The organism is Agromyces sp. Leaf222 (genome assembly GCF_001421565.1).
GTDB lineage: Bacteria > Actinomycetota > Actinomycetes > Actinomycetales > Microbacteriaceae > Agromyces.
In genome coordinates, this window is sequence record NZ_LMKQ01000001.1 from 2171271 (window position 1) to 2197417 (window position 26147).

The following is a 26147-nucleotide window of genomic DNA, read 5'->3' on the forward strand; positions in this document are numbered from 1 at the left end:
AGACTGTCGAGGTCATGATCGCCTCCCCGTACGCCGAGCAGCTCGCTCGCATCCCCGTCAGCGAGCACCGGCTCGACGTCGATGGCACCCAGACGTCCTGGTGGGAGTACGGCCCCGCCGACGCCCCCGTGCTCGTGCTCGTGCACGGGTTCCGCGGCGACCACCACGGCCTCGAGCCCGTCGTCGCGCAACTGCCGGGGTTCCGCATCATCTCGCCCGACCTCCCGGGCTTCGGCGCCTCCGACACGTTCGCCACGGGCGCCCACGACCTCGATGCGTACACCGCATGGCTCGGCGCCTTCATCCGCGCCGCCGGCATCGACGGGCCCTACACGCTGCTCGGCCACTCGTTCGGCTCGATCGTCACGTCGGCCGCAGTCGCCCGCGGTCTCTCGCCGGAACGCCTGATCCTCGTGAACCCCATCGGCGCCCCCGCCCTCGAGGGGCCGCGCGGCGTCATGACGCGGCTCGCGGTGCTCTACTACCGGGCTTCGGCCGCGCTGCCCGAACGACCCGGGTTCGCGTTGCTGCGCAACGGCGCCATCGTGCGGATCATGAGCGTCACCATGGCCAAGACGACCTCGAAGCCGCTGCGCCGGTGGATCCACGACCAGCACGACACCTACTTCTCGGCGTTCGGCACCCGCGACTCGGTGCTCGAGGGGTTCACGACCTCGGTGAGCCACAATGTCGGCGAGGTCGCCGCCGACATCCACGTGCCGACCCTGCTCATCGCCGCCGAGCGCGACGACGTCACCCCGCTGTCGGCCCAGCAGCGGCTCGCGACCGTGTTCCCCGACGCACGCCTCGAGGTGATCCCCGAGGTGGGGCACCTGATCCACTACGAGACCCCGGCCACCGCGGCGGCGATGATCCTCGCCTTCCTCGGCTCCGACCAGCTCGACTCGGAGGCTCGCGCGTGAAGGTCGTCGTCGACTGCCGCTACACCCGCATCGGGCGTCACGACGGCATCAGCCGCTTCACCGCGGGCATCGTCACGGAGCTCGCAAGGCGGCACCCGCTCACCATGCTCGTGAACGACCACCGACAGCTCGAGATGCTGCCAGACCTGCCGTGGCAGCTCGTGAGCTCCCCGACGAGCATCCGCGAACCACTGGTCGCGTTGCAGGTGCGTCGAATGCATCCCGACATCGTCTTCTCGCCGATGCAGACCATGGGCTCGCTGGGTCGCGACTACAAGCTGCTCCTCACCCTGCACGACCTGATCTACTACGAGAACCCGACCCCGCCGCGCGACCTCCCGTGGCCGGTGCGGATGCTCTGGCGGCTCTACCACCTGGGGTGGTGGCCGCAGCGCATGCTGCTCAACCGCGCCGACGCCGTGGTCACCGTCTCCGAGACGACCGCCGGCCTGATCCGCGAGCACGAGCTCACCACCCGGCCCGTCACCGTCGTGCCGAACGCGGCCGACGACCTCGCCGTGCCCGACCTGCCCCGGGTTCGTCCCGTCGGCCACCGGCTCGTCTACATGGGCTCGTACATGCCGTACAAGAACGTCGACACGCTGGTGCGCGCGGTCGGCGCGCTGCCCGAGCACGAGCTGCACCTGCTCAGCAAGATCAGCCGCGACGAGCGTGCGCGTCTCACCCGGCTCGCACCGCAGGCCCGCCTCGTCTTCCACAACGGCGTGACCGATGCCGAGTACGCCGAACTGCTCGGCGGCGCGAGCGCGCTCGTGCACGCCTCGCGCGCCGAGGGCTTCGGCATCCCGCTCGTCGAGGCCATGCGCCTCGGCACTCCGGTCGTCGTCAGCGACATCCCGATCTTCCGCGAGATCGGCGGCGACGCGGCCGTGTACTTCGACGCCGACTCGCCCGAGTCGCTCGTCGCCGCACTCTGGGCGCTCGAACGCGGCGACGAATGGGAGCGGCGCTCTGCGGCATCCGTCGAGGTCGCGGCGAAGTACACCTGGGCCGCATCGGCCGACCGGCTGCTCGAGCTGATGCGTCGTACGGCAGCTCCGGGGTCGCGTCGCCGCCGGTCGCGTCGGCGACGTCGACCGGCGGCTCCCGCGGTTCGCTGAGCCGCGTCAGCGCGGCCGAGCCGGGTCGCGGCCTCAGCCGGCGGTGCTCGTCACCGCGTCGGGCCACACGAGCGTCAACTCCGCACCATCGGCGATCACGTCGTGCACCGACCCGTTGCCGATCACGTACTCGGGCGTCGGAAGGGTCCAGCCGCTGAGGTCGAGCATCAGCGCGTGGATCACCCCGCCGTGGGTCACCACGATGACGTCGCCGCCCGGGTGGGCCGCCGCGATCTCGACGAGGGCCGCGCGCGCCCGGTCGATCACCGCGGCCCTGGGCTCGAGGCCGTCGACGACGGCCGCCTGCGCCTCGACCGCCGCGCGCCCACCGTGGTCGAGGCCCTCGAGCACGCCGTAGCTGCGTTCGGCGAGCGCCGCGACCTGCACGGGCTCCGGCAGGTCGAGCTCCGACGCGATGATCTCGGCGGTCTCGGCCGCCCGCGAGAGCGTGCTCGCGTAGATGCCGCTCCAGGCGATGTCGTCGAGCCCGGATGCCGCGTCGAGCGCCTGCGCGCGCCCCGCGTCGTTCAACGGGATGTCGGTCGCGCCCTGGATGCGGCGCTGCCGGTTCCAGTCGGTCTCGCCGTGGCGGACGAGCGCGAGCCGGGTCGTCGAACTGCGGGGGAGGGCTGCGGGGGTCATGCTCACACTCTGGCAGACCGACGCGACCGACGATGCCCTCGCCGCAGCTCGGCAGTCGTGGTCGTGGTCGTGGTCGCGGTCAGGCGATGAGCGCGTCGGCGAAGGCGGTCAGGGTCTCGGTCGTGCCCGCGTCGACCTTGACCGCGGCACGGCTGTCGCCCTTCGTGATGCCGCGGTTGACGACCACGATGGGCATGCGGCGCCGGCGGGCCAGCTCGATGAGGCGCATGCCCGAGTTCACGACGAGCGAGGAGCCGGCGACGAGCAGCACGTCGGATCCGCGCACGATCGACGCCGCCGCATCGAACACCTCGACCGGCACGAACTCGCCGAAGAAGACGACGTCGGGCTTCAGGATGCCGCCGCACACCGTGCACTCGGGGATGACGAGCGATGAGGCGTCGTCGACCTCGACGTCGCCGTCGGGATTCGTGCGGACCGCCGTCTCGAGGTCGAGCCAGGGGTTCAGGGAGGCGAGCCGGTCGGCGACCGCCTCGCGCGCGAACTGCTGCCCGCAGGTCAGGCAGATCACGCGGTCCATGCCGCCGTGGAGCTCGACGACCCGACGGCTGCCGGCCTTGCGGTGCAGGCCGTCGACGTTCTGGGTGACGAGTCCGTTCACGAGCCCGGCCGCCTCGAGGGCGGCGAGGGCGCGATGTCCGTCGTTCGGTCGCGCGGCGCCGAACGCGCGCCACCCGAGGTGACTGCCGGCCCAGTAGCGCTTGCGGGCGTCGGCCGACGCGAGGAACGCCTGGAACGTCATCGGCGTGCGCACGGGGGCGCCCTCGCCGCGATAGTCGGGGATGCCCGAGTCGGTGCTGAGTCCGGCGCCGGTGAGCACCGCGAGGCGCGCTCCGCGAAGCACGTCGATGGCACGGTCGAGCGTCGCGTCGCCGCGAACGGGGATTTCGAGGTCGGATGTCACCGGTTCTCCCTTCGAATCGTCTGATTCTATTCGCGTCGGTTTTCGGGTTTGTTTCGGGGACTGGCAGGCTGGGAGAACCATGCACATCGAACGAGTCAGCGATGCGGCATCCGACAGCGTCGCAGACTATGCGAACCTGACGGATGTCTCGTTGCGCAGCGCGCACGAACCTGCGAACGGCCTGTACATCGCCGAGTCCGCGAAGGTGATCATGCGGGCGATCAGGGCCGGGCATCGTCCGCGGTCGGTGCTCATGGAGGAGAAGTGGCTCGCCGGCCTCGAGGCCGCGCTCGAGCCGTTCGACGTGCCGGTGCACCTCGCCGACGCCGATCAGCTCGAGGCGATCACCGGCTACCGCGTGCACCGCGGTGCGCTCGCCGCCTTCGAGCGCCCGGAACTGCCCGATCCGGCGACACTGCTCGCGGGCGCGCGTCGCGTCGTCGTGCTCGAGGACATCGTCGACCACACGAACGTCGGGGCGATCTTCCGCTCGGTGGCCGCGCTCGGCGCCGACGCGGTGCTCGTGACGCCGCGGTGCGCCGACCCGCTCTATCGACGCAGCGTGCGGGTCAGCATGGGCACGGTCTTCCAGGTTCCGTGGACCCGCCTGCCCGAGTGGGGCGACGCGGTCGACCTGTTGCACGGGGCCGGCTTCACGATCGCCGCGTTGGCGCTCTCCGACCGGTCGATCACCCTGCAGCAACTCGCGGCCGACGCACCCGAACGCCTCGCGCTCGTGTTCGGCGCCGAGGGCGACGGCCTCAGCCGCACCGCCCTCGACGCGGCCGACGAGGTCGTGCGCATCCCCATGGCGCACGGCGTCGACTCGCTGAACGTCGCTGCCGCGGCCGCGGTCGTGCTCTACGCGCTGCCGGCCGGGTCGGATGATGCGCATGAGTGAGCCCGAGGCGAAGCCGCGAGCCAGCGCCTCGGTCTACCGGCGCAGGCGCATCGTCGTCTTCACGACCCTGGCGCTGGTGCTCGGGCTGCTGACCACCGCGGGCGTCTACACGTCGAACACGCTCGGCGCCCCGATCCCGACGGCCGCGCCCCAGGTCGAGGACCCCGAGCCCATCGCCGCAGCGGCCCAGCAGCTCGCGCTGCCCGGCTTCGGCGCCTACGCGGTCGGTGCGGTCGGCTTCGACGGCCTCCTCGCCGCCGGCAACGACCAGACGCCGATGGCCCTCGCGAGCATCACCAAGGTCATCACGGCGCTCACGGTGCTCGCCGAGCACCCGATCCCCGAGGGGGAGAGCGGACCCGACATCGAGTACACCGACGCCGACGTCGACATCTACTGGGACATGGTCGCCCAGAACGGCTCCGTCGCACCCGTCGAGGCCGGCGCGACGCTCACGCTGAAGGAGAGCCTCGAGGCGCTGCTCATCCCGTCGGGCAACAACTACGGCATCTCGATCTCGAACTGGGCGTTCGGCTCGGAGGCCGCACTGGCCGAGAAGGCCAACGCCTGGCTCGCCGACCACGGCCTCGCGAACACGCACGTCGTCGACTCGAGCGGCATCTCCGACGACAACGTCGGTACGGCGGCCGACATGGTCCGCCTCGGCGAGATCGCCCTCGAGGACCCCACGATCGCCGCCATCGTCGCGTCGAAGAGCGTCGAGATCCCCGAGCTCGGCACGCTCACGAACTCGAACAAGCTGCTCGGCACGCACGGCATCGACGGCATGAAGACCGGCACGACGGATTTCGCGGCCAACCTGCTCTTCACCGCGGACTACGCGGTCGGCTCGAGCACCGTGACGGTCGTGGGCGTGCTGCTCGGCGGCGAGAGCCATGACATCATCGACGCCGCCATCGCCGCGATGCTCGACTCGGTCGTGCCCGGATTCCACGAGGTCGCGCCGCTCGAGGCCAACCAGGTGCTCGCCGAGTACGACACCCCGTGGGGCGAGACCGCGCGAGCGAGGGCGGCGAGCGGGGCGTCGCTGGTGGTCTGGAACGACACGCCCGTCGACGTCGAGGTGCACGCCGAGCCCGTCACGCTCGCCGTTCGCGGCGACGAGGTCGGCACCGCGATCGTGCGCGCGGGCAGCCAGGAGATCACGGTGCCGCTCGTGCTCGACGCGACGCTCGCCGACCCCGGAGCGTGGTGGCGGCTCACGAACCCCGGTGCGCTCGACGAGCAGGCGGCTCAGTCCGAGACCGAGTAGGGCCCGGCATCCGGTCGCTTCGCCGTGATCTGGTCGCCGGAGGACTGGTGTCGTACGCGGCGCAGCACCCACGGCACGAGGTACTCGCGCGCCCAGGAGAAGTCTTCGACGCGAGCCTGCCGCCACGTCGACGCCGGGACCGGCTCGGGGTTCGACGGTTCGAGGTCGTTCTCGACGTTGAGCGCCTCGAGCACCATGCGCGCGACCGTGTGGTGGCCGAGGGAGTTCAGGTGCAGCCGATCCGGCGCCCACATGCGCATGTCCTGGATCTCGGTGAGCGCCCACTGGTCGGCGACGATGCAGTCGTACTTCTTCGCGACGATGCGGAGGTTCTCGTTGTAGATCGCGACCTTGCCGCGGATGCCGCGGAACACGTTCGAGAATCCGACGTCGACGCCCGTGAAGATCACGATGGTGGCGTGATCGCGCGAGAGCCGATCGATCGCGTACTCGAAGCGCGCGGCGATCTCGTCGGGGTCGGTGCCGGGCCGGATCACGTCGTTGCCGCCCGCGGAGATCGTGATCAGGTCGGGCCGGAGCGCGAGCGCCGGCTCGATCTGCTCGTCGATGATCTGGCGGATGAGCTTGCCACGCACGGCGAGGTTCGCGTAGGCGAAGTCCTCGGTTCCCCGGCCGAGCACCTCGGCGACGCGATCGGCCCAGCCGCGGTGCCCACCGGGCACGGTGGGCTCCGGGTCGCCGATGCCCTCGGTGAACGAGTCGCCGAGGGCGACATATCGGGACCAGGGGTGCTGCTGCGTGACCATTCCACCATTCTGCCAAGCCTGCGGCCGACGCACGCTCCGAGTCGGTCGCAGCGGATCCGGTTCGAGGATGTCGGCGGCCTCGACTACCCTCGAATCCAGTGAGCACTGCGACCCCTTCCGGCGCCCAGCCGGGTACCTCGGCCGCCGAACATCTCTCCCCGTCCTTCCCCGAGCGCGCGGCGTGGGGCACGGCGAGCAAGCTTCGAGCCTGGCAGGCCGAGGCGCTCGAGCAGTACCTCGGCGACCTCCCGCGCGACTTCCTCGCCGCCGCGACGCCCGGCGCCGGCAAGACCACGTTCGCCCTGCGGCTCGCGGCCGAGCTCCGCTCGCGTCGCATCATCGACCGCATCACGGTCGTCGCGCCCACCGACCACCTGAAGCGCCAGTGGGCGGATGCCGCGGCACGCGCCGGGATCCGGCTCGACCCCGGGTTCCGCAACGCGCACGGCAGCATCGCCCGGCACTATCACGGCGTGGCCGTGACGTACGCGCAGGTCGCCATGCGACCGGCGCTGCACCGCGAGCTCACGGTCTCGGGCCGCACGCTGGTGATCCTCGACGAGGTGCACCACGGCGGCGACGCGCTGTCGTGGGGCGACGCGATCCGCGAGGCGTTCGAGCCGGCGACCAAGCGCCTCTCGCTCACCGGCACCCCGTTCCGCTCCGACACGGCGCCGATCCCCTTCGTCCAGTACGAGCAGGACGCCCACGGCGTGCGCCTCTCGCAGACCGACTACGCCTACGGCTACGGCCGCGCCCTCGCCGACGGCGTCGTGCGTCCGGTGCTGTTCATGGTCTACGCGGGCCACATGCGCTGGCGCACCAAGGCCGGCGACGAGATGGAGGCCCGGCTCGGCGAGGACAACACGAAGGACATCACCTCGTCGGCGTGGCGCACCGCGCTCGAACCGACGGGCGAGTGGATCCCCGCCGTGCTCGCGGCTGCCGACCGCCGCCTCACCGAGGTGCGGCACGGCATCCCCGACGCCGGCGGACTCGTCATCGCGACCGACCAGACCGTCGCCCGCGCCTACGCGAAGATCCTCGAGGACATCTGCGGCGAACCTGTCACCGTCGTGCTCTCCGACGAGAAGGAGGCGAGCGCGCGCATCGAGGAGTTCTCCGAGAACACCCGGCGCTGGATGGTCGCCGTGCGCATGGTGTCCGAGGGCGTCGACGTGCCGCGCCTCGCCGTCGGCGTCTACGCCACGAGCAGCTCGACGCCGCTCTTCTTCGCCCAGGCGATCGGGCGCTTCGTGCGTGCGCGCAGACGTGGTGAGACGGCATCCGTGTTCCTGCCGAACGTGCCGATCCTCATGGCGCTCGCCTCGCAGATGGAGCTCGAACGCGATCACGCGCTCGACCGGCGCGGCGGTGACGACGCCGACGACGACGGGCTCGACGACAGCCTGCTCGAGTCGGCGAACCGCGAGGAGCGTGCGTCGGAGGAGCTCGAGCTCGGCACCTGGCAGGCCATCGGATCGGATGCCTCGTTCGACCGCGTGCTCTTCGACGGCACCGAGTTCGGCACGCTCGCCGAGCCCGGCAGCGACGAGGAGTACGACTTCATCGGCATCCCCGGCCTGCTCGAGCCCGACCAGGTCTCCGAGCTGCTGCGCCACCGTCAGGCCCGCCAGTCCAGGCGCGCGGGCGAGCGGCGCAAGCACGTCGTCGAAGAGGAGAACCCCGAGCCCGTCGCGCTGTACCGCACGCTGAAAGAGCAACGGGCGCTGCTGAACAGCCTCGTCGGGCTCTGGGCGCGGCACACGGGCGAGGCGCATTCGCTCGTGCACGCCGAGCTGCGGCGAGTCTGCGGCGGCCCCGCGGTCGCGCAGGCCACGGTGACGCAGCTGCAGGCGCGTATCGAGCTGCTGCGCCGCCGCCTCGGCCGAAGCTAGGCGCGGCATCCGATCCTCCCGGCCAGCCAGCGCGGGGGATGCGTGAGCGGGCCGACGTCTGCGAGCATGGCCGACATGGACCGCACCACACGCGTGCTCACGGTCGCGATCATCGTCTCGTTCATCGCGTTCCTCGACGGCGCCGTCATCAACGTCGCCCTCCCGTCGATCGCCGATGAACTCGGCGGCGGTCTCGCGCTGCAGCAGTGGGCGGTCGACGCGTACCTGCTGACGCTCGGGTCGCTGATCCTGCTCGCGGGCTCGCTCTCGGACTCGTTCGGGCGACTGCGGATCATCCGCATCGGACTCTGGGGATTCGCGGCGACCTCGGTGCTCTGCGCGATCGCCCCGACGGGGGAGTTCCTCGTCATCTCGCGTGCGCTGCAGGGTGCCGCCGGCGCACTGCTCGTTCCGAGTTCGCTCGCCCTGATCATCGCGACGTTCGCGCCCGCCGACCAGGGGCGGGCGATCGGCCGCTGGACCGCATGGACGACCGCGGCGTTCCTCGTCGGGCCGCTGCTCGGCGGGGTGCTCGTCGATCTCGCCTCGTGGCGCCTCGTGTTCTGGATCAACGTGGTGCCGATCGCCGTCGCCCTCATCCTGGCCCGCCCACTCGGCCGCGACGCGCCTCGCACCGAGCCCGTTCACATCGACTGGCTCGGCGCCGGGCTCGGCATCGTCGGCCTCGGCGGCACCGTGTTCGCGCTCATCGAGCAGGGCCGCTACGGCTGGACGTCGCCCGTGGTCGCCGTGCCGCTCGTGGTCGGACTCGTCGCGCTCGTGCTGTTCGTGCTGCAGGAGCGCCGCTCGCCGCATCCGATGCTCCCGCTCGAGCTCTTCAACCGCCGCAACTTCGCAGCGGGCAACCTCGCGACCGTGTTCATCTACGCCGCGTTCTCGCTCGGACCGTTCGCGATGACGATCTTCCTGCAGCAATCCGGCGGGTTCAGCGCCACCATGGCCGGCCTCGCGACGTTGCCGCCGACGATCATGCTCGTGCTGCTGGGCGCACGGTTCGGCGAGCTGTCGAGCCGGTTCGGGCCTCGCGTGTTCATGACCGCCGGACCGATCATCGTCGGAGGCGGATACCTGCTGACCCTCGCGGTGCAGGACGAGCTCGTCTACTGGTGGCAGTTCCTGCCCGGCATCCTCGTGATCGGGCTCGGCATGGCGATGACCGTCGCACCGCTGACCTCGACGATCCTCGGCGCCGTCGACCCGATCCACGCGGGCATCGGGTCGGCCGTGAACAACGCGGTCGCCCGCATCGCCGGCCTCGTCGCGATCGCGAGCATCAGTGTCATCGCCGGGTCGCAACTGGATGTCTCGGGGTACCGTCGCACGGCCGCGGCGGTCGCCGTGATGCTCGTGATCGGCGGGCTGGTGTCGTGGTTCGGCATCCGGAACCCACGGGTCGAACCCGTCGCTGACGCCGTGCCGCCGCGTCTCGCGTAGCCGGCCGCTGCGACGTCCCGTCCGTCATGTGGGCGGGCGGCGTCGCAGGGCCTCGTATGATTCGGGGATGAGCCGCTCCGCGAGCGGCCAGGCAACCCGACCCGATGGAGGCACCACCATGGCCGAGAAGCCCGAACTCGATCGCGTCGATCGTGCACTGCTCCAGGCGCTCTCGACCAATGCCCGGGCATCGGGCGCCGCCCTCGCGGCCGAGGTGGGCGTCGCCGAGTCGACCGTGTCGCTGCGCCTGCGCCGTCTGCAGAGCCTCGGCACGGTGCGCGGATACCGCGTGGAGGTCGACCTGGCCTCGCTCGGCGTCTCGCTGCAGGCCCTGATCGCGATCCGGCTCGTCAAGCACGATCGCGCCGAGATCGACGCGTTCCGCCAGCAGGTGCCGCACCTTCCCGGTGTGTTGTCGGTGTACCACATGGCCGGTGCAGAGGACTACCTGCTGCACGTCGCCGCCCGCGACGCCGAGGAGCTGCGCGAGTTCGTGCTCGCGCATCTGACCGGCCACCCCGCCGTCGCGCACACCGAGACGAACCTCATCTTCGAGCACGTCGACGGCGACGGCTGGAACAAGCTCGTCGGCTGAGCACTCGAGTCGGCGGTCGTCGATGTCGACGCTTCGGTGTCGACGACGTCGAGCGCCCTCGCCCGAGGCCCCGCTGGGCGGTTCGGCGCTCCGAAATGCTGTCAATCCCGCGGAATCGCGGCGATCGCGCCCCACGGGCCGATAGCGTGAACGACGGCCGCGACGCGGCCGCGCGATGGCGCGGGACCCGGGTGCCTCGACCGTCCGCGCGTGCCCTGCCGTCGCACCAGAAGACGAGGAGCGCCCGCATGACCCAGGAGACGCCGCACGGCTCGCCGTCCGACCGCACCCGGTGGCGGCGCTACCTCGCTGCTGAGCGTGCCGAGGCCGCCGTGTACCGGGAACTCGCCGCCCGCCGCGAGGGCGAGGAGCGCGCGATCCTGCTCGCACTCGCCGCAGCCGAGGGCCGCCACGAGGCGCACTGGCTCGCGCTCCTCGGCGGCGACGACGCCGGCGTGCCGCGCGCCGACCTGCGCACCCGTCTGCTCGCCTCGCTGGCCCGCCGATTCGGGTCCATCTTCGTGCTCGCCCTCGCGCAGCGCGCCGAAGCCCGTTCGCCGTACGCGACCGACCCCGACGCGACGCCGGCGATGGCGGCCGACGAACGCATCCACGGCGAGGTCGTGCGCGGCCTCGCCGCCCGAGGTCGCCGCCGGCTCGCCGGCACGTTCCGCGCAGCCGTCTTCGGAGCGAACGACGGCCTCGTCTCGAACCTCGCACTCGTGCTGGGCATCGGCGCGACGGGCGTCGCCCCCGGTGTCGTGCTCTTCACGGGCATCGCCGGTCTCCTCGCCGGCGCCCTCTCGATGGGGGCCGGCGAATACGTCTCGGTGCGTTCGCAGCGGGAGCTGCTCGAGGCATCCGCCCCCGACCCGACGGCGCGCGAGGCGCTGCCGCACCTCGACGTCGATGCCAACGAGCTGGCGCTCGTCTACCGCGCCCGCGGCATGCAGGAGCAGGAGGCGATCGAGCACGCGGCACTCGTGGTCGCCCGGGTGCAGGCGGTCGAGGACGCGCACACCCCGACCGACGCGCTGTCGGTCGTCGAGCACGACGACGAGGCCGTCGGAACCGGCCTCGCCGCGGCGCTCTCGAGCTTCTGCTTCTTCGCCTCCGGCGCGCTCATCCCGGTGCTGCCGTACCTCTTCGGCATGACCGGGCTCGCCGCGATCGTCACGGCCACGGTGCTCGTGAGCATCGCGCTGCTCGCGACCGGCGCGACCGTCGGCCTCCTCTCGGGGGCCTCGCCGTTCAAGCGGGCGGTCCGCCAACTCGCGATCGGCCTCGGCGCCGCCGCCGTCACCTACGTGCTGGGCCTCGCGTTCGGCACCTCCATCGCCTAGGAGACGCATGACCCGCCCCGTCGCCCTCATCACCGGAGCCGGCCGCCGCAACACGATCGCCTGGGCGATCGCGACCGCGCTCGCGATCGACGGCTGGGACATCGCCTTCAGCCACTTCGGCGACTACGACCGTCGGATGCCGCTCGGGGGCGACCCCGAGCGCGATCCCGCCGCGCTCGAGGAGCAGCTGCGCGAGCTCGGCGCACGGGCGATCGCGCTCGACGCCGACCTCGCGGAACCCGAGGTGCCTGCGCGACTCGTCGCCGCGGCATCCGAAGCGCTCGGCCCGGCGCGCGCCCTCGTGCTCTCGCACGCGCAGAGCGTCGACTCCGGAATCCTCGACACCTCGGTCGACAGCTTCGACCGGCACTTCGCCGTGAACACGCGCGGCTCATGGCTGCTCCTGAAGGCGTTCGCCGAGCAGGTGCCCGAGGGCGGTGGCCGGGTCGTGGCGCTCACGAGCGACCACGTCGTCGGCAACGTGCCGTACGGCGCCTCCAAGGGCGCGCTCGACCGCATCGTGATCGCGGCGGCCCGTGAGCTCGCGCCGCTCGGCATCACCGCGAACCTCGTGAACCCCGGCCCGGTCGACACCGGCTGGATGGACGACGCGACCCGAGCCGCGATCCTCGCGCAGCAGCCGAGCGGTCGGCTCGGCACGCCCGACGACGCCGCGCGCCTGGTGCGGTTCCTCGTCTCCGAGGACGGACGCTGGGTGACCGGGCAGCTCATCCACAGCGACGGCGGCTTCTCGGTCTGACGTGCTCCTCGGCAGCGCAGGGCTGTCAGCTCAGCGAGGCCGCGCCTCGGCGGGCGGAGGTCTCAGGCGAGCGGAGGTCTCAGGCCGGCGCCGTGACGAAGTCGATGAGCTCCTCAACGCGCGCCAGCAGCGCCGGCTCGAGGTCGCCGTACCCGCGCACCTGTGCGAGGATCCGCTGCCACGCCCGTGCGATGTCGGCCTGCTCGTCGTGCGGCCAGCCGAAGGCCTCGCACACGCCGTGCTTCCACTCGGTTCCGCGCGGGATCACCGGCCAGGCCTCGCGCCCGACGCGAGCGGGCTTCACGGCCTGCCACACGTCGATGTACGGATGCCCGACGACGAGGACGTTCGCTCCGTGCGGCCCGCGCCTGACGGCGTCGGCGATGCGCTGCTCCTTCGACCCGGGCACGAGGTGGTCGACGAGGATGCCGGCGCGCCGGCCGGGCCCGGGCTTGAAGTCGTCGAGCTGCTCGGCGAGCACGTCGACGCCCTCGAGGTACTCGACCACGACGCCCTCGATGCGGAGGTCGGCGCCCCAGACCTTCTCGACGAGCTCGGCGTCGTGCCGGCCCTCGACGAAGATGCGGCTCGGCAGGGCGACCTTCGCGGGCGCGTGCTCGACCGCGAACGAGCCCGATGCGGTGCGCAGGCGCCCGGCGGGAGCCTTCGGCTTGGGGCGCACGAGCTGCACGGCCTCGCCGTCGACGAGGAACCCGTGCCCCAGCGGGAACATCCTGGTCTTGCCGAAGCGGTCCTCGAGGGTCACGTGCTGCGCGTTCACGGCGACCACGGCGCCGCAGAACCCGTCGGCGGCGAGTTCGACGACGAGGTCGCGTTCGGCTTCGACGGTGGGGATCACGCGTCGTCCGCGCGCCTTCCAGTCGCCGGCGAGCACGTCGTCGCCGTAGCGGTCCGGTCCGTTCTGGGCATGGGTCGAGGTCGGCACCGGACGAGGCTAACGGAAGTCGCGCGAACGCAGCGGCGCCGACACGGTGAGCCGTTCGAACCGGTCGGCGACGAGGTTCACGACGCCCTGCTCGGACCGTTCGAGCATGCCCCGCACGATCATCGCCGGAGCCTCCCTCGCCACCCTGCGATACCGCTGCCACACGCCGACCCCGGCGATCACGTTGACCGTGCCGGACTCGTCTTCGAGGTTCATGAACGTGATGCCGCTCGCGGTCGCCGGCCGCTGCCGATGCGTCACCACCCCCGCGACCTCGATGCGGCGACCGTTCTCGGCGGCGACCAGGCGGTCGACCCGGACCACCCCGCGTTCGTCGAGGCGCGCGCGCACGTGCCGCATCGGGTGGTCGTCGGGGGAGATGCCCGTGGCCCACAGATCGTACACGACCTGCTCGGCGGGGGAGAGGATCGGCAGCAGCGGCGGCTGCACCACGACCACCGAGCCCGCGAGGAACTCCTCGCGGTCCTGCGCGGCCTCTCCGGCGAGCCAGAGCGCCTGGCGACGCCCGAGACGGAAGCCCGCGAACGCGCCCGCCGCGGCGAGCGCCTCGAGCTGTTCAGCCGAGAGCCCGGCTCGGCGAGAGACCTCCGCCATGTCCCGGTACGGGCCCCTCGCCTCGCGCTCCGCGACGATGCGCTCGGCGACCTCGAGGCCGATCGAGGAGACGTCGGCGAGCCCGAGGCGCACCGCGAACGCGCCGTCGCGGCGGTGCTCCGCCGAGCGGTCGGGTGCCTCTCGCACGAACTTCTCGACGGGCGGCTGCACGGGGTCTGCGCATGAGGGCATGCCGGTCGGCTCGCGGCATCCGTCGTCAGATGCCCCAGTGGCGCCGGGAACCCCTGAACCGCCGGACACGCTCGCACCGCCCAGCAGCGGCTCGAGCCCGGCATGCACTCCCGACCGCAGGATGTCGGGCCGGCGCACCTCGACGCCGTGTCGCCGGGCGTCGCCGGTGAGCGTCTGGGGCGAGTAGAAGCCCATGGGCTGGGCGCGCAGCAGCGCCGCGAGGAAGGCGGCGGGGTGGTGCAGCTTCAGCCACGAGCTCGCGTAGACGAGCAGGCCGAAGCTCAGGGCATGGCTCTCGGCGAAGCCGAAGTTCGCGAACGCCTCGATCTTGGCGTAGATGGAGTCGGCCACCTCGGGTTCGATGCCGTTCTCGGCCATGCCCGCGTAGAGCTTCGTGCGCAGGCGGTCGATCTTCTCGACGCCGCGCTTGGAGCCCATGGCCCTGCGCAGCAGGTCGGCATCGGCCGCGCTGCAGTTGCCGACCGCGACGGCCATCTGCATGAGCTGCTCCTGGAAGAGCGGCACCCCGAGGGTGCGTTCGAGCACCGGCTTCAGCTTGGGGTGCAGGTAGGTGACCTTCTCCTCGCCCGTTCGGCGACGGATGTACGGGTGCACCGCACCGCCCTGCACCGGGCCGGGGCGGATCAGCGCGATCTCGACGACGAGGTCGTAGAAGCACCGGGGTTGCAGGCGGGGGAGCGTGCCCATCTGCGCCCGGGATTCGACCTGGAACACGCCGATCGAGTCGGCGCGGCAGAGCATGTCGTAGACCGCGGCCTCTTCTTTGGGAATGGTCGCGAGCTCCCACGTCTCGCCCGTGTGCTCGCGCACGAGGTCGAACGTGTACTGCAGCGCGGCGAGCATGCCGAGTCCGAGCAGGTCGAACTTCACGAGGCCCATCCAGGCGCAGTCGTCCTTGTCCCACTGGAGCACCGTGCGCTGCTCCTTGCGGGCATGCTCGATGGGACACACCTCGCCGACCGGTCGGTCGGTGAGGACCATGCCGCCCGAGTGGATGCCGAGGTGCCTCGGAAAGCTCAGCAGCTGCGAGGCGAGGTCGACCACCGGGGCGGGGATGTCGTGGTCGGAGGTGTCGACGACCGCGCCCCACCGCTCGACCTGTCGGCTCCAGGCGTCCTGCTGGCCGGTCGAGAAGCCGAGCGCCTTGGCCATGTCGCGCACCGCCGCCTTCGGACGGTAACTGATGACGTTCGCGACCTGAGCGGCGTTCATGCGCCCGTACTTCCCGTAGACGTACTGGATGATCTCCTCACGCCGGTCGGAGTCGAAGTCCACGTCGATGTCGGGCTCCTCATCGCGCAGCGCCGAGAGGAATCGCTCGAACGGCAGGTCGTAGAAGATCGAGTCGACCGCGGTGATGCGCAGCACGTAGCAGACCGCCGAGTTCGCCGCCGATCCGCGCCCCTGGCACAAGATGCCCCGCCGCCGGGCCTCATGCACCAGGTCGTGCACGATGAGGAAGTAGCCCGGGAAGTCCTTCTGTTCGATCACGTCGAGCTCGCGCGCGAGGCGCTCGCGCACGTGGTCAGGCACGCCGGGGTAGAGCTCGGCGGCACCTCGCCAGGTGAGCTCGCGCAGCCAGCTCATGGGCGTGTGCCCCTCCGGCACCTTCTGCTTCGGCAGGCGGGGCCTGGCGCTCCGCAGCGTGAACCCGAGCTCGGCCGCGAGCGTCGCCGACCGCGCGACCGCGCCGGGGTAGCGGGTGAACCGCTCGGCCATCTCGGCGCCGGAGCGCAGGTGCAGGCCGTCGGATGCCGGCAGCCACCCGTCGAGCTCGTCGAGGCTGCGCCTGGCGCGCACCGCGGCGAGCGCCGACGCGAGCCGGTGCTCGCCCGGCGTGGCGTAGTGCACGGCGTTCGTCGCGAGCAACGGCAGCCGGGCGCGCTCGGCGAGCCCGGCGAGCAGGTCGTTGTTCTGCTGATCGAGCGGATGCCCGTGGTCGAACAGCTCGACGACGACGTGGTCCCGCCCGAAGAGGGCGATCAGCCGGTCGAGCTCGCGCCACGCGGCATCCGCCCCACCGTTCGCGAGGGCGCGGCGCACCATTCCCTTGCGGCATCCGGTGGGGATGATCCATTCGTCGCCGGAATGCTCGGCGAGCGACTCGAGCGAGTACACGGGCCGCCCCTTCTCGCCGCCGGCGAGCTGCCCCTCGGTGATCGCGCTCGCGAGGCGGTGGTACCCCTCCTGCTGCCTGGCGAGCACGAGCAGATGCTCGCCCTCGGGGTCGGCCGCCCCCATCTGCGGCTCGGTGAGCCCGAGCGAGAGCTCGGCGCCGAACACGGTCTCGAGCTCGGGAAAGCTCTCGGCGGCCTCGGCGAAGCGCACGACGCCGTAGAAGCCGTCGTGGTCGGTGAGCGCGAGTCCCGTGAGGCCCAGGCGGTGCGCCTCCTCGACGAGTTGCTCGGGCGAGGAGGCGCCATCGAGGAAGCTGTACGTCGAGTGCGCATGCAGCTCGGCGTACGGCACGACCGGCCCGCTCGGCGCCTCGAGTCCTTCGGACGGGCGGTACGGATGCCGCTTGCGACTGAACGCCGGCCCGTCGCCGCCGTCGGCGATGAGCGTCGGCGCCCCTGGTCGCCGTCGGTCGGAGAGCTTGCGTTCGAGCTCCGACCACGGGATGCCCGGGTTGTTCCAGCCCATCAGCCCCACCGGCCCATCAGTCGCCGCCCATCAGTCGTACCTCGCCTCGGCCCACCAGCCGTCGCCGTCGCGCACGAGCAGCCAGGCGCAGCCGTCGTCGTCGACGATCTGGAAGCGGTGCACCCGCTTGGCGGCCGCAGGGTCCCACCAGCGCTCGACGACGGGCCATGGGCCGGCCCAGGCGCGCACCGGTCTGGCCCCGAACCCGTCGGTTCGTGGAGCTCCCACGGCTCCCGCGGCCCCTCCGGTCGCGATGTCTCCACCGGTCGCTCCGACCCTGCCGACCCGGCCGATGTCGCCGACGGCGAACCGCTCGGGCGCCGCGGAGATCACCCCCCTCGCGTCGATCGCGACCTCCGCGCCCTTCGCGTCGAGCAGTGCGACGGGTCGGCGTTCGCGGAACACGCTCGCCGGCGCGAGCATCGGCAGGCTGCCGGGCCACGGCGCATCGGTCGTGCGCTCGGGCGGACGGTCGCCCCACGGCACGAGCACCTGCCGGTCGGCGAGCATGCGGCCGCCGCCCACCGATGCGGTGACGACGGCGTCGTGGCCGAGCATGCTCTGCACGCGCGTGAGGCCGTGGTGCACGCGCTCGTCGGGTCCGCCGCCCCAGAGCCCCTCCTCGTGGTTGCCGGTGGAGTCGATGCGCTCGGGGATCACGCGCAGCCGCACGATCGGCGACGCGAGGCCTGCATCGGCCATGCCCGCCCCCTGCAACTGCCAGCGCACCCGGTCGATGACGTCGGCAGGGGTGAACCAGCGCGGATGCAGCCAGCTGCGACTCGAGCGCCCACCGCGCTCGTCGTCGATCTCGATGCGCAGCCCGGTGCACACGAGCCGCACGTCGCGCATGCGCTGGATGAAGGCCTCCGCACCCACGCGGAACGCGAACGCGAGCTGGTCGATGCGGTCGAGCGGCGGTTCGAAGTGCTGCTCGGCCTCGAACTCGGGCGGGGGAGTGCGCGCGAGCACCCGCGCCTGTTCGCGGCCCGACGCCCGATCGTGCGCGAAGGCGCCGGCCGCGCCGAACCTGCGGCGCACGTCGGCCTCCGGCAGCGCGGCGAACTCGCCGAGCGTGCGCACGCCGAGTCGGTTCAGCAGGGTCGTCGTGCGCTGGTCGGTCACGAGCCCGACGGGCAGCGGCGCGATGAAGGCCGCGGATGCCGCGGGCTCGATGATCTCGACCCCATCGCCGCCGACCCCGCCTGCGGCGACCCCGCCCGCGGCGACCGTCGCCTCCGCGTCGCCCGCGGCATGCGCCGCTCCCGGCGCCCGTGCCGCCCGTGCCGCCTGCTCGGCCGCGAACGGCCCGTCGGCGATGCCGACCCTCGCGCCCTGGACGCCGAGCCCGACGAGGGTCGAGAGCAGCGCGGATGCCGCGGCCGCCTCACTGCCGTAATACCGGGCCGGGCCGCGCGCCCGCATCGCGAGCGTGCCGGGTCGCACGACCTGCACTCCGGGCACGGCCTGCTCGACCTGGCGAACGACGGGCTCGAAGATGCGCACGTCGAGCTCGACGTCGTAGTCGTGCACCACGAGATGCGGACAGCGCAGTTGCGCCTCCCGGAGCTTCAGCCCGCGCATGACCCCGTAGCCGCGCGCGGCGGCCGAGCAGGCGAACACGAGCCCGTGATCGATGAGCGCGATGGGCTCGCCCTCGTCGATCCCGAGGTCCGTGCAGACGGCGCGGATCGGCCAGTCGGGGCACCAGAGCACGATCGTGCGACCGGGTTCGGCGTTCATCCGGCCCTCCGACGCGCTTCGCCGACGAGGCCGAGCGGCGGGATCGCGCGCAGCGGCGCCACGAGCCCGAGCCCGATCGCCGGGGTCGTCGCCGGCACCGTCGGCACCGTCGGCACCGGGAGGCTCGACACCTGAGCGAACTCGAGCGACCGCCCTGGCAGCTGCATGCGGGATCCGGCCCGTCGCACGAACTCGCCCCTGCCCGCCACGTTCACGATCACCTCGCGGTCGACGAGGTGCCCGTGTCCGCGCTCGATGCCGTGCCATTCGCTCGCCCCGAGGCCGAGCCGGGCGTCGCTGCCCGGCCATGCCCCCGCCACGAGCAGCGTTGCGCCTCGTTGGCGGAGCCTGGCCTGCAGGCGGCTCGCCTCGGCGGGGGAGACCCGCCCGTTCGGCCGCACGGCGACGATCGGGATCACGTCGGCGAGCGCCGCGGCGACCGCGAGCCACTGGTCGCCGGGGTCGGGCACGAGCGCGAGCCGTTCGAGCGAGATGCCGAACCTGGAGGCGGCCTCGACGCCGAACTCGGGCATGCCGATGATCGCGGCCCACCTGCCGCCGGCGCTCGGCCCCGCGAGCAGGGCCATGAGGAGGGTCATCGACCCCTCGACCTGCACGATCGTGCCCTCGCGGAGCGTGCCGCCGGGGAGCACATCGGCGAAGGCCGGGTGCGTCGGCACGGCCTTGGTGTCGAGGCGCGTGCCCTGCATGCCGCGGATGCGCGCCTGCAGCTCCTCGACGCGCTCGGCACGGGGTGCGGCACGCGGCGCCTCGGCACGGGGTGCGTCGGCGAGGGGAGCGGTCATGGTCACCGCTCCAGTTTCGAACACATGTTCGAATATGGCAAGTCGGATGCACCGAACGTCCGCCCGCGAGAGCACACGCGAGGGCGCACGCGCGCCCCCGAAGAGGAGCCGACACTCGGACAGGCGCGATGGCGCCCGGAAACGCAAGAAGGCCCGGATCGAAACCGATCCGGGCCTTCTGACACAAGCGTGCGCGAGGGGGGACTTGAACCCCCACGCCCGTTAGGGCACTAGCACCTCAAGCTAGCGCGTCTGCCATTTCCGCCACCCGCGCTTGTGTCTGCCTCGCGATCTCTCGCTCGGCAACGAGATAGAACACTATCACGGTTCTGGGCGCGCCTTTGACCACGGGGGCGCCCTCAGGGCGCGAACGGAGACCCGTCGAGACACGAAACGCCGATCAGCGCAATGTTCCGAATTTCGCATGTCGTCGCATCGCGCCATCCGTCGCCTCGATCGCCACCGGCGGCTACGGTGAAGGGCATGGCCGAGACATCCGCACCATCGCCCGAGCCCGACCGCCCGACCGAACTCGAGGAGACTGCGCGCATCGCGCGCGACCTGATCCGGTTCGACACGTCGAACTACGGCGAGGGCAAGGCCAAGGGCGAGCGCGAGGCCGCCGAGTACGTCGAGGCGCACCTCAGGTCGCTCGGCCTCGAACCGCAGATGTTCGAGCCGGAGCCCCGGCGCACGAGCGTCGTGGCCCGCGTGCCCGGCCGCAATCCCGACAAGCCCGCCCTCGTGCTGCACGGCCACCTCGACGTCGTGCCGGCCGACGCGCGCAACTGGAGCGTCGACCCGTTCGCGGGCGAGATCCGCGACGGCATGCTGTGGGGCCGCGGCGCGGTGGACATGAAGGACATGGACGCCATGATGCTCACGGCGCTGGGCGACATCCTGCGGTCGGGCAGGCTGCCGGAGCGCGAGATCGTCGTCGCGTACTTCGCCGACGAGGAGGCGGGCGGCGGCGTGGGGGCGAGCCGCCTGGTCGACGACCACCCCGAGCTCTTCGCGGGCGCGACCGAGGCGATCAGCGAGGTCGGCGGGTATTCGATCACGGTCGGCGGCACGCGCGCGTACCTGCTGCAGACGGGCGAGAAGTCGCTGCTCTGGGTGCGCCTCGTCGCGCACGGCCGGGCCGCCCACGGATCTCGCCTGATCCGCGACAACGCGATCACGAAGCTCGCGGGCGCGATCGCCCGCATCGGCTCGACCGAGTGGCCGGTGCGGCTCACCGACACGACCCGTGAACTCCTGGGCGAGGTCGCGAACGTGCTCGGCGTCGACCCCGAGCAGGTCTCGCCCGACGAGCTCGCCCTCGCCACCGGCTCCGCGTCGGGATTCATCACGGCGACCCTGCGCACGACCTCGAACCCGACGGGCCTCGAGGCCGGCTACAAGCACAACGTGATCCCCGACCGGGCGGAGGCGCTCGTCGACATCCGCACGCTCCCCGGCGAAGAGGACGCCGTGCTCGCCGAGATCGCGCGCATCGCGGGCGACGACATCGAGATCCAGATCGTGCACCGCGACGTCGGGCTCGAGTCGCCGACCTCGGGTGCGCTCGTCGAGGCGGTGCACCGGGCGATCCACGCCCACGACCCCGGGGCCCCGGTGTTCCCGTACCTGCTCTCGGGCGGCACCGACAACAAGTCGCTCAGCCGCCTCGGCATCACCGGCTACGGCTTCGCCCCGCTGCGCCTGCCCGAGGGGCTCGACTTCCCGGCGATGTTCCACGGCGTCGACGAGCGGGTGCCGCTGGACGCGCTAGTCTTCGGGAGGCAGGTCCTGCGCGACCTCCTCCTCGACTACTGACGGTCCACGCGAGCTCCGGGCCTCCGGAGAGGAAAGGCGGCCCAGCCACGTGATCGAAGCGCTCATCCTCGGATTCGTCCAAGGGCTCACCGAGTTCCTGCCCATCTCCTCGAGCGCACACCTGCGCATCCTCGGCGAGTTCCTGCCCGGAGCCCAAGACCCCGGGGCCGCGTTCACCGCGATCACCCAGCTCGGCACCGAGACCGCCGTCGTCGTCTTCTTCTGGCGCGACATCGTGCGCATCATCTCGCACTGGTTCGGCTCGTTCACGGGCCGCGTGCCCCGCAACGACCCCGACGCCCGCATGGGCTGGCTCATCATCATCGGCTCGCTCCCGATCGTCGTGCTCGGCCTGCTCTTCCAGGACCAGATCGAGACGACGTTCCGCTCGCTCTGGATCGTCGCGACCATGCTCGTGGTGTTCGGCCTGATCCTCGGGCTCGCCGACTGGGCGGGCGCCAAGCGCCGAAAGCTCGACGACCTCACGGTCGGGCACGGCGTCATCTTCGGCTTCGCCCAGGCGCTCGCGCTGATCCCCGGCGTCTCCCGCTCTGGCGGCACCATCACGGCCGGGCTGTTCCTGGGCTACGAGCGTGCCGCCGCGGCGCGCTACGCGTTCCTCCTCGCGATCCCGGCGGTCTTCGGCAGCGGGCTCTACCAGCTCGCGAAGAGCTGGGGCGAGCCGTCGGTCTACAACCTCGTCGAGACGGGTGCGGCCACCGTGGTGGCGTTCGGCGTCGGCCTCGCCGTCATCGCGTTCTTCATGAGCTACATCTCCAAGCGCAGCTTCCTGCCGTTCGTGATCTACCGGGTGCTGCTCGGCGGCACCCTGTTCGTGCTGCTCGGCATGGGCGTCATCCAGCCCTGACCCGGTCGACCCGCCCGCACCGAGGCATCCGCCTGCGTCGAGAGATCCGACCACCACGAGGCATCCGCTCGTCGCGGTTCAGGACGACGGATGCCGCGGGCGGCCGCCGTGCGAGCCCTCAGGCGTCGCGGGGGCGCCAGGGGTCGTCGCGAGGCGGCTCGCCGCGGCCGTCGGGTCCGTCTCCACGACGCCGGAGGTAGCGCTCGAACTCCTGCGCGATGGCCTCGCCGCTCGCCTCGGGGGCGTCGACGGCGTCGCGCGCCTGTTCGAGCTGGGCGATGTAGCCGGCCATGTCCTCGTCATCGGCGGCGAGCGCATCGACGCCGGACTCCCAGGTCTTCGCCTCGTCTTCGAGGGTGCCTCGGGGAATGCTGAGGCCGGTGAGCTCCTCGAGCTTGCCGAGCAGAGCGAGCACGGCCTTGGGGGAGGGCGCGTTGTGCACGTAGTGCGGCACCGACGCCCAGAGCGAGATCGTGGGGATGCCGGCGCGCTCCGCCTGATCGGCGAGCACGCTCAGGATGCCGACCGGGCCCTCGTAGTTCGAGCGCTCGAGGCCGAGGCGGTCGCGCAGTTCGCGGTTCTCACTCGACGCGAACACCGACAGCGGGCGCGTGTGCGGGGCATCCGCCAGCATCGCGCCGAGCAGGATCACGCCCTCGATGTCGGCGGCGAGCGCCTGGTCGACGAGTTCGGCGGCGAAGCTCTTCCAGCTGCGGGCGGGTTCGGCGCCGAGCAGCACGTGCAGCGTCTCGGCACCGGGCCCGGTCACCTGCTCGTCGTCGTCGACGGAGATCGGGTCGTCGGATGCCGCGGCATCCGTCTCGGTCGGGACCGCCGGCCCGCGCAGCGCGGCGCCGGGCCATTCGATGCGGCGCGACCCGTCGTCACCCTGCACGATGCTCGGGCGGGTGAACTGGTAGTCGAAGTACAGCTCGGGATCGACGGCGGCGATCTCGACGAGCCCGAGCCGCTCGGAGAGCAGCTTCGCCGCACCCGTCGCCGCCTCGCCCGCGTCGTTCCACCCCTCGAAGGCGACGACCAGAAGTCTGCCGCCCTCGAATCCGGCCGCCTGATTCACGCTCGGTGCCCCGCTCTCCGGCCCGGATCGCCCGGGTCAACTCCCACAATAGGCCGTGCCCGTAGACTTGACGGTTGTGACCACTCGCCTTCCCGCCGCAGTCCTCTGGGACATGGACGGCACGATCGTCGACACCGAGCCCTACTGGATGGCGGCCGAAGAGGAGCTGGTCGGCTCGTTCGGCGGCACCTGGACCCACGACGACGCGCTGCAGCTGGTCGGCAGCGGCCTCTGGGAGTCCGCCCGCATCTTCCAGGAGCGCGGCGTCGACCTCCCTGCCGACGAGATCGTCGCATGGCTGACCCGCCGTGTCCGCGAGCAGTTGAACGAGTTCGGCCTGCCATGGCGGCCGGGCGCGCGCGAACTGCTCGAGGCGTTGCGCGAGGCATCCGTCCCCAGCGCGCTCGTGACCATGTCGGTGCGTTCGATGGCCGACGACGTCATCCGCCAGATCCCGTTCCACGCGTTCGATGCGATCGTCACGGGCGACTCGGTGTCGAACGCCAAGCCGCACCCCGAGCCCTACCTCGTCGCGGCAGCCGAGCTCGGCGTCGACATCGCCGACTGCGTGGCCTTCGAGGACTCGCCGCCCGGCGTCGCCTCGGCCGCCGCATCCGGCGCCATCACCGTCGGCGTTCCCAACATCCTCTCGCTCGACGACGCACCCGCGACGGTGCTCTGGTCGAGCCTCGAAGGGCGAACGGTGGCCGACGTCGCCGCCCTCGTCAACTCACGAAAGGCGAGCGCATGAGCGAGTCCCGCGGCGAACGCAGCGGCCCCTTCCAGGTCGGCGACCGTGTGCAGCTGACCGGCCCGAAGGGCCGCATGCACACGATCACCCTCGAACCGGGCAAGATGTTCCACTCCCACAAGGGCCTCATCGCCCACGACGAGATCATCGGCCTTCCCGACGGCTCGGTCGTCGCCAACCAGGTGGGCATCGAGTACCTCGCGCTGCGGCCGTTGCTCAGCGACTTCGTCATGTCGATGCCGCGCGGTGCCGCGATCGTCTACCCCAAGGACGCCGCGCAGATCCTCGCACAGGCCGACATCTTCCCCGGCGCGACCGTCGTCGAGGCCGGCGTCGGCTCCGGCGCGCTGTCGCTCTGGCTGCTCCGCGCGATCGGACCAGAGGGGCGTCTGCACTCGTTCGAGCGTCGCGACGACTTCGCTGGCGTCGCGCGCGGCAACGTGGCGACGTTCCACGGCGCCGACCCCGAGAACTGGACCATCACGCTCGGCGACCTCGCCGAGGCGCTGCCGGAGGTCGCGCCCGAGGCATCCGTCGACCGCGTGGTGCTCGACATGCTCGCACCCTGGGAGTGCCTCGGCGCCGTGTCGACCGCGCTGAAGCCCGGCGGCGTCCTGCTCTGCTACATCGCCACGGTCACCCAGCTCTCGCGCGTCGCCGAGGCGATCCGCGCGACGGGGGAGTACACCGAGCCGCAGTCCTCCGAGACGATGGTGCGCGGCTGGCACGTGCAGGGCCTCGCCGTGCGCCCCGACCACCGCATGATCGCCCACACGGGCTTCCTGCTCACCGCGCGCAGGCTGGCGCCCGACACGATCCTGCCCGAGCTCAAGCGCCGCCCGTCGAAGACCGACTTCAGCGACGAGGACGTCGAGCTCTGGACTCCCGGCGCCCTGGGCGAGCGCACCGTCAGCGACAAGGCCCTGCGCAAGCGCGTCAGGGCTGCGGATGCCGCGGCCGCGCGTTCGCGCGAGGGCGCGGGCACCGACGACGACGCGCCCGAACCATCAGGCGAAGCCGAGTAGGCTTTCACCGCCCCACCGCGACCCCACCAAGAATCGAGGATCAGTGCGCTCGTCACTCGCGCTCATCGCCACCGCCGGCCTCGTCGCCGTCGCCCTCTCGGGATGCGCCACCGCGGCGCCCGCCCCCGAGGCGAGCCCCGGAGACTCGTCCACGACGGTCGAGGTGTCCGGCAAGTTCGGCGACGAGCCGAAGGTGTCCTTCCCGACGCCGCTCATGCCCGATGAGACACAGTGCACCGAGATCATCGAGGGCACGGGGCCGCTGCTGACCGAGGGGCAGCTGGCATACGTGGGGCTCGGCGTCTACAACGGCGCCACCGGTGACGAGATCCAGGTGTCGGGCTTCGGCGACGAAGACGCCGTGCCGCTGAACGTGAACGCCTCGGCGACCATGCCCGGCATCGCCAAGGGCCTGACCTGCGCCCGAGAGGGCTCGCGCGTCGTCGTGGTCGTGCCCGAGAAGGACGGCTTCGGCCCGAACGGCAACCCCTCGGTCGGCGTCGAGCCGGGCGACAGCATCGTGTTCGTGGTCGACGTGCAGCGGGCGTTCCCCTCGCGGGCCGACGGCACGCCCCGCCTGACCCGCGACGGATTCCCCGCCGTGGTGCTCGCGCCGGACGGACGCCCCGGCATCACCGTCCCCAACGCCGACCCGCCGAAGTCGCTCCAGCAGGAGACCCTCCTCGAGGGCTCCGGCGAGGTCGTCGAAGACGGCGACACCGTGGTCGTCAACTACACGGGCGTGCTGTGGGACGAGGGCACCGTGTTCGACTCCAGCTGGGAGAACGGCGCCCCGGCGACCTTCACGGTCGGCGAGGGCGGTCAGGTGATCCCCGGCTTCTCCGACGCGATCGTCGGCCAGAAGGTCGGCTCGCAGATCGGCGTCATCATCCCTCCGTCCGAGGGCTACGGCGAGCAGGGCAGCAGCGGCGGCGTGCCGGCCGACGCGACCCTCTTCTTCGTCATCGACATCCTGGGCGTGGTCTGACGCCTCGACTCGCTTCGCTCCGGCGACCGGTCGCTCCGGCGTGGGTAAGA

The 26147-nt window shown here is 71.9% G+C and carries 22 protein-coding genes and 1 tRNA gene; 14 read left to right on the forward strand and 9 right to left on the reverse strand.

What is annotated here, in order from left to right:
• Positions 1-14: 14 nt before the first annotated feature.
• Positions 15-923 carry an alpha/beta fold hydrolase gene (locus ASE68_RS09610; RefSeq protein ID WP_055857781.1) on the forward strand — a complete coding sequence of 303 codons (909 nt, stop codon included), beginning with the start codon at positions 15-17 and terminating at the stop codon, positions 921-923.
• Positions 920-2044, forward strand: a complete 1125-nt coding sequence (locus ASE68_RS09615; protein WP_055857783.1) for a glycosyltransferase family 1 protein — start codon at positions 920-922, stop codon at positions 2042-2044. The genes ASE68_RS09610 and ASE68_RS09615 overlap by 4 nt, the downstream gene beginning before the upstream one ends.
• A gap of 33 nt (positions 2045-2077) precedes the next feature.
• On the opposite strand, the gene ASE68_RS09620 is transcribed toward ASE68_RS09615, so the two are convergent.
• The gene (locus tag ASE68_RS09620; protein ID WP_055857785.1) at positions 2078-2686 is read right to left on the reverse strand and encodes a histidine phosphatase family protein; all 609 of its coding nucleotides are present in this window, start codon (positions 2684-2686) and stop codon (positions 2078-2080) included.
• A gap of 79 nt (positions 2687-2765) precedes the next feature.
• The gene (locus ASE68_RS09625) at positions 2766-3611 is read right to left on the reverse strand and encodes a Sir2 family NAD-dependent protein deacetylase (protein WP_055857787.1); all 846 of its coding nucleotides are present in this window, start codon (positions 3609-3611) and stop codon (positions 2766-2768) included.
• A 79-nt stretch (positions 3612-3690) separates the two neighbouring features.
• On the opposite strand from ASE68_RS09625, the gene ASE68_RS09630 reads away from it, so the two are divergent.
• Positions 3691-4512 (forward strand): RNA methyltransferase, encoded by an 822-nt coding sequence (locus tag ASE68_RS09630; RefSeq protein WP_055857789.1) that lies wholly within the window; start codon positions 3691-3693, stop codon positions 4510-4512.
• The gene (locus ASE68_RS09635) at positions 4505-5785 is read left to right on the forward strand and encodes a D-alanyl-D-alanine carboxypeptidase family protein (RefSeq protein WP_162238264.1); all 1281 of its coding nucleotides are present in this window, start codon (positions 4505-4507) and stop codon (positions 5783-5785) included. The genes ASE68_RS09630 and ASE68_RS09635 overlap by 8 nt, the downstream gene beginning before the upstream one ends.
• On the opposite strand, the gene ASE68_RS09640 is transcribed toward ASE68_RS09635, so the two are convergent.
• The gene (locus ASE68_RS09640) at positions 5767-6552 is read right to left on the reverse strand and encodes an SGNH/GDSL hydrolase family protein (protein WP_055857793.1); all 786 of its coding nucleotides are present in this window, start codon (positions 6550-6552) and stop codon (positions 5767-5769) included. The genes ASE68_RS09635 and ASE68_RS09640 overlap by 19 nt on opposite strands.
• A gap of 98 nt (positions 6553-6650) precedes the next feature.
• On the opposite strand from ASE68_RS09640, the gene ASE68_RS09645 reads away from it, so the two are divergent.
• From ASE68_RS09645 to ASE68_RS09665, 5 genes are all read left to right on the forward strand, one after another.
• Positions 6651-8450 (forward strand): DEAD/DEAH box helicase, encoded by a 1800-nt coding sequence (locus ASE68_RS09645; RefSeq protein WP_055857795.1) that lies wholly within the window; start codon positions 6651-6653, stop codon positions 8448-8450.
• Between the two features lie 75 nt (positions 8451-8525).
• Positions 8526-9905 carry an MFS transporter gene (locus ASE68_RS09650; RefSeq protein WP_082462349.1) on the forward strand — a complete coding sequence of 460 codons (1380 nt, stop codon included), beginning with the start codon at positions 8526-8528 and terminating at the stop codon, positions 9903-9905.
• Positions 9906-9972: 67 nt separating this feature from the next.
• Positions 9973-10500: an Lrp/AsnC family transcriptional regulator gene (locus ASE68_RS09655; protein WP_235480811.1), complete on the forward strand. Its 528-nt coding sequence runs from the start codon at positions 9973-9975 to the stop codon at positions 10498-10500.
• 248 nt (positions 10501-10748) lie between these two features.
• Positions 10749-11843: a VIT1/CCC1 family protein gene (locus tag ASE68_RS09660; RefSeq protein WP_055857800.1), complete on the forward strand. Its 1095-nt coding sequence runs from the start codon at positions 10749-10751 to the stop codon at positions 11841-11843.
• 7 nt (positions 11844-11850) lie between these two features.
• Entirely contained in the window at positions 11851-12603 is a 753-nt protein-coding gene (locus ASE68_RS09665) for an SDR family oxidoreductase (RefSeq protein WP_055857802.1), read from the forward strand.
• Between the two features lie 79 nt (positions 12604-12682).
• Here the strand turns inward: ASE68_RS09665 and ASE68_RS09670 are convergent, their stop codons facing one another.
• The 5 genes from ASE68_RS09670 to ASE68_RS09690 form a co-directional block, all read right to left on the reverse strand.
• Positions 12683-13549, reverse strand: coding sequence for a DUF3097 domain-containing protein (locus ASE68_RS09670; RefSeq protein WP_055857804.1), 867 nt, complete (start codon positions 13547-13549; stop codon positions 12683-12685).
• A 9-nt stretch (positions 13550-13558) separates the two neighbouring features.
• Positions 13559-17020: an error-prone DNA polymerase gene (locus tag ASE68_RS09675; protein ID WP_055857806.1), complete on the reverse strand. Its 3462-nt coding sequence runs from the start codon at positions 17018-17020 to the stop codon at positions 13559-13561.
• 30 nt (positions 17021-17050) lie between these two features.
• Entirely contained in the window at positions 17051-18763 is a 1713-nt protein-coding gene (locus ASE68_RS09680; protein WP_055857808.1) for a DNA polymerase Y family protein, read from the reverse strand.
• A complete protein-coding gene (locus ASE68_RS09685) occupies positions 18760-19569 on the reverse strand; it encodes a hypothetical protein (protein WP_055857810.1) in 810 nt (269 codons plus the stop codon). The genes ASE68_RS09680 and ASE68_RS09685 overlap by 4 nt, the downstream gene beginning before the upstream one ends.
• A gap of 190 nt (positions 19570-19759) precedes the next feature.
• A tRNA-Leu gene (locus ASE68_RS09690) sits at positions 19760-19843 on the reverse strand.
• A 209-nt stretch (positions 19844-20052) separates the two neighbouring features.
• Here ASE68_RS09690 and ASE68_RS09695 point away from each other — a divergent pair.
• Both ASE68_RS09695 and ASE68_RS09700 read left to right on the forward strand, forming a co-directional pair.
• Positions 20053-21387, forward strand: coding sequence for a M20/M25/M40 family metallo-hydrolase (locus ASE68_RS09695; RefSeq protein WP_055857812.1), 1335 nt, complete (start codon positions 20053-20055; stop codon positions 21385-21387).
• A gap of 49 nt (positions 21388-21436) precedes the next feature.
• Positions 21437-22255, forward strand: a complete 819-nt coding sequence (locus ASE68_RS09700; protein ID WP_055857814.1) for an undecaprenyl-diphosphate phosphatase — start codon at positions 21437-21439, stop codon at positions 22253-22255.
• Between the two features lie 118 nt (positions 22256-22373).
• On the opposite strand, the gene ASE68_RS09705 is transcribed toward ASE68_RS09700, so the two are convergent.
• Positions 22374-23333, reverse strand: a complete 960-nt coding sequence (locus tag ASE68_RS09705) for a proteasome assembly chaperone family protein (protein WP_055857817.1) — start codon at positions 23331-23333, stop codon at positions 22374-22376.
• 76 nt (positions 23334-23409) lie between these two features.
• On the opposite strand from ASE68_RS09705, the gene ASE68_RS09710 reads away from it, so the two are divergent.
• Genes ASE68_RS09710 through ASE68_RS20850 form a run of 3 tightly spaced genes read left to right on the forward strand, consistent with a single transcriptional unit; the run spans position 23410 to position 26097 of the window.
• Positions 23410-24084, forward strand: coding sequence for an HAD family phosphatase (locus ASE68_RS09710; RefSeq protein WP_055857818.1), 675 nt, complete (start codon positions 23410-23412; stop codon positions 24082-24084).
• On the forward strand, positions 24081-25109 hold the full coding sequence (locus ASE68_RS09715; protein WP_055857820.1) for a tRNA (adenine-N1)-methyltransferase: 1029 nt from the start codon (positions 24081-24083) through the stop codon (positions 25107-25109). The genes ASE68_RS09710 and ASE68_RS09715 overlap by 4 nt, the downstream gene beginning before the upstream one ends.
• 43 nt (positions 25110-25152) lie before the next feature.
• The gene (locus ASE68_RS20850; RefSeq protein ID WP_055857822.1) at positions 25153-26097 is read left to right on the forward strand and encodes an FKBP-type peptidyl-prolyl cis-trans isomerase; all 945 of its coding nucleotides are present in this window, start codon (positions 25153-25155) and stop codon (positions 26095-26097) included.
• Positions 26098-26147 lie beyond the last annotated feature (50 nt).

Bases quoted from the DNA above. Each gene is read 5' to 3' on its own strand.
- ASE68_RS09610 (WP_055857781.1), top strand. From the start codon at position 15: ATGATCGCCTCCCCGTACGCCGAGCAGCTCGCTCGCATCCCCGTCAGC.
- ASE68_RS09620 (WP_055857785.1), bottom strand. From the start codon at position 2,686: ATGACCCCCGCAGCCCTCCCCCGCAGTTCGACGACCCGGCTCGCGCTC.
- ASE68_RS09630 (WP_055857789.1), top strand. From the start codon at position 3,691: ATGCACATCGAACGAGTCAGCGATGCGGCATCCGACAGCGTCGCAGAC.
- ASE68_RS09635 (WP_162238264.1), top strand. From the start codon at position 4,505: ATGAGTGAGCCCGAGGCGAAGCCGCGAGCCAGCGCCTCGGTCTACCGG.
- ASE68_RS09640 (WP_055857793.1), bottom strand. From the start codon at position 6,552: ATGGTCACGCAGCAGCACCCCTGGTCCCGATATGTCGCCCTCGGCGAC.
- ASE68_RS09650 (WP_082462349.1), top strand. From the start codon at position 8,526: ATGGACCGCACCACACGCGTGCTCACGGTCGCGATCATCGTCTCGTTC.
- ASE68_RS09655 (WP_235480811.1), top strand. From the start codon at position 9,973: ATGAGCCGCTCCGCGAGCGGCCAGGCAACCCGACCCGATGGAGGCACC.
- ASE68_RS09660 (WP_055857800.1), top strand. From the start codon at position 10,749: ATGACCCAGGAGACGCCGCACGGCTCGCCGTCCGACCGCACCCGGTGG.
- ASE68_RS09665 (WP_055857802.1), top strand. From the start codon at position 11,851: ATGACCCGCCCCGTCGCCCTCATCACCGGAGCCGGCCGCCGCAACACG.
- ASE68_RS09675 (WP_055857806.1), bottom strand. From the start codon at position 17,020: ATGGGCTGGAACAACCCGGGCATCCCGTGGTCGGAGCTCGAACGCAAG.
- ASE68_RS09680 (WP_055857808.1), bottom strand. From the start codon at position 18,763: ATGAACGCCGAACCCGGTCGCACGATCGTGCTCTGGTGCCCCGACTGG.
- ASE68_RS09685 (WP_055857810.1), bottom strand. From the start codon at position 19,569: ATGACCGCTCCCCTCGCCGACGCACCCCGTGCCGAGGCGCCGCGTGCC.
- ASE68_RS09695 (WP_055857812.1), top strand. From the start codon at position 20,053: ATGGCCGAGACATCCGCACCATCGCCCGAGCCCGACCGCCCGACCGAA.
- ASE68_RS09715 (WP_055857820.1), top strand. From the start codon at position 24,081: ATGAGCGAGTCCCGCGGCGAACGCAGCGGCCCCTTCCAGGTCGGCGAC.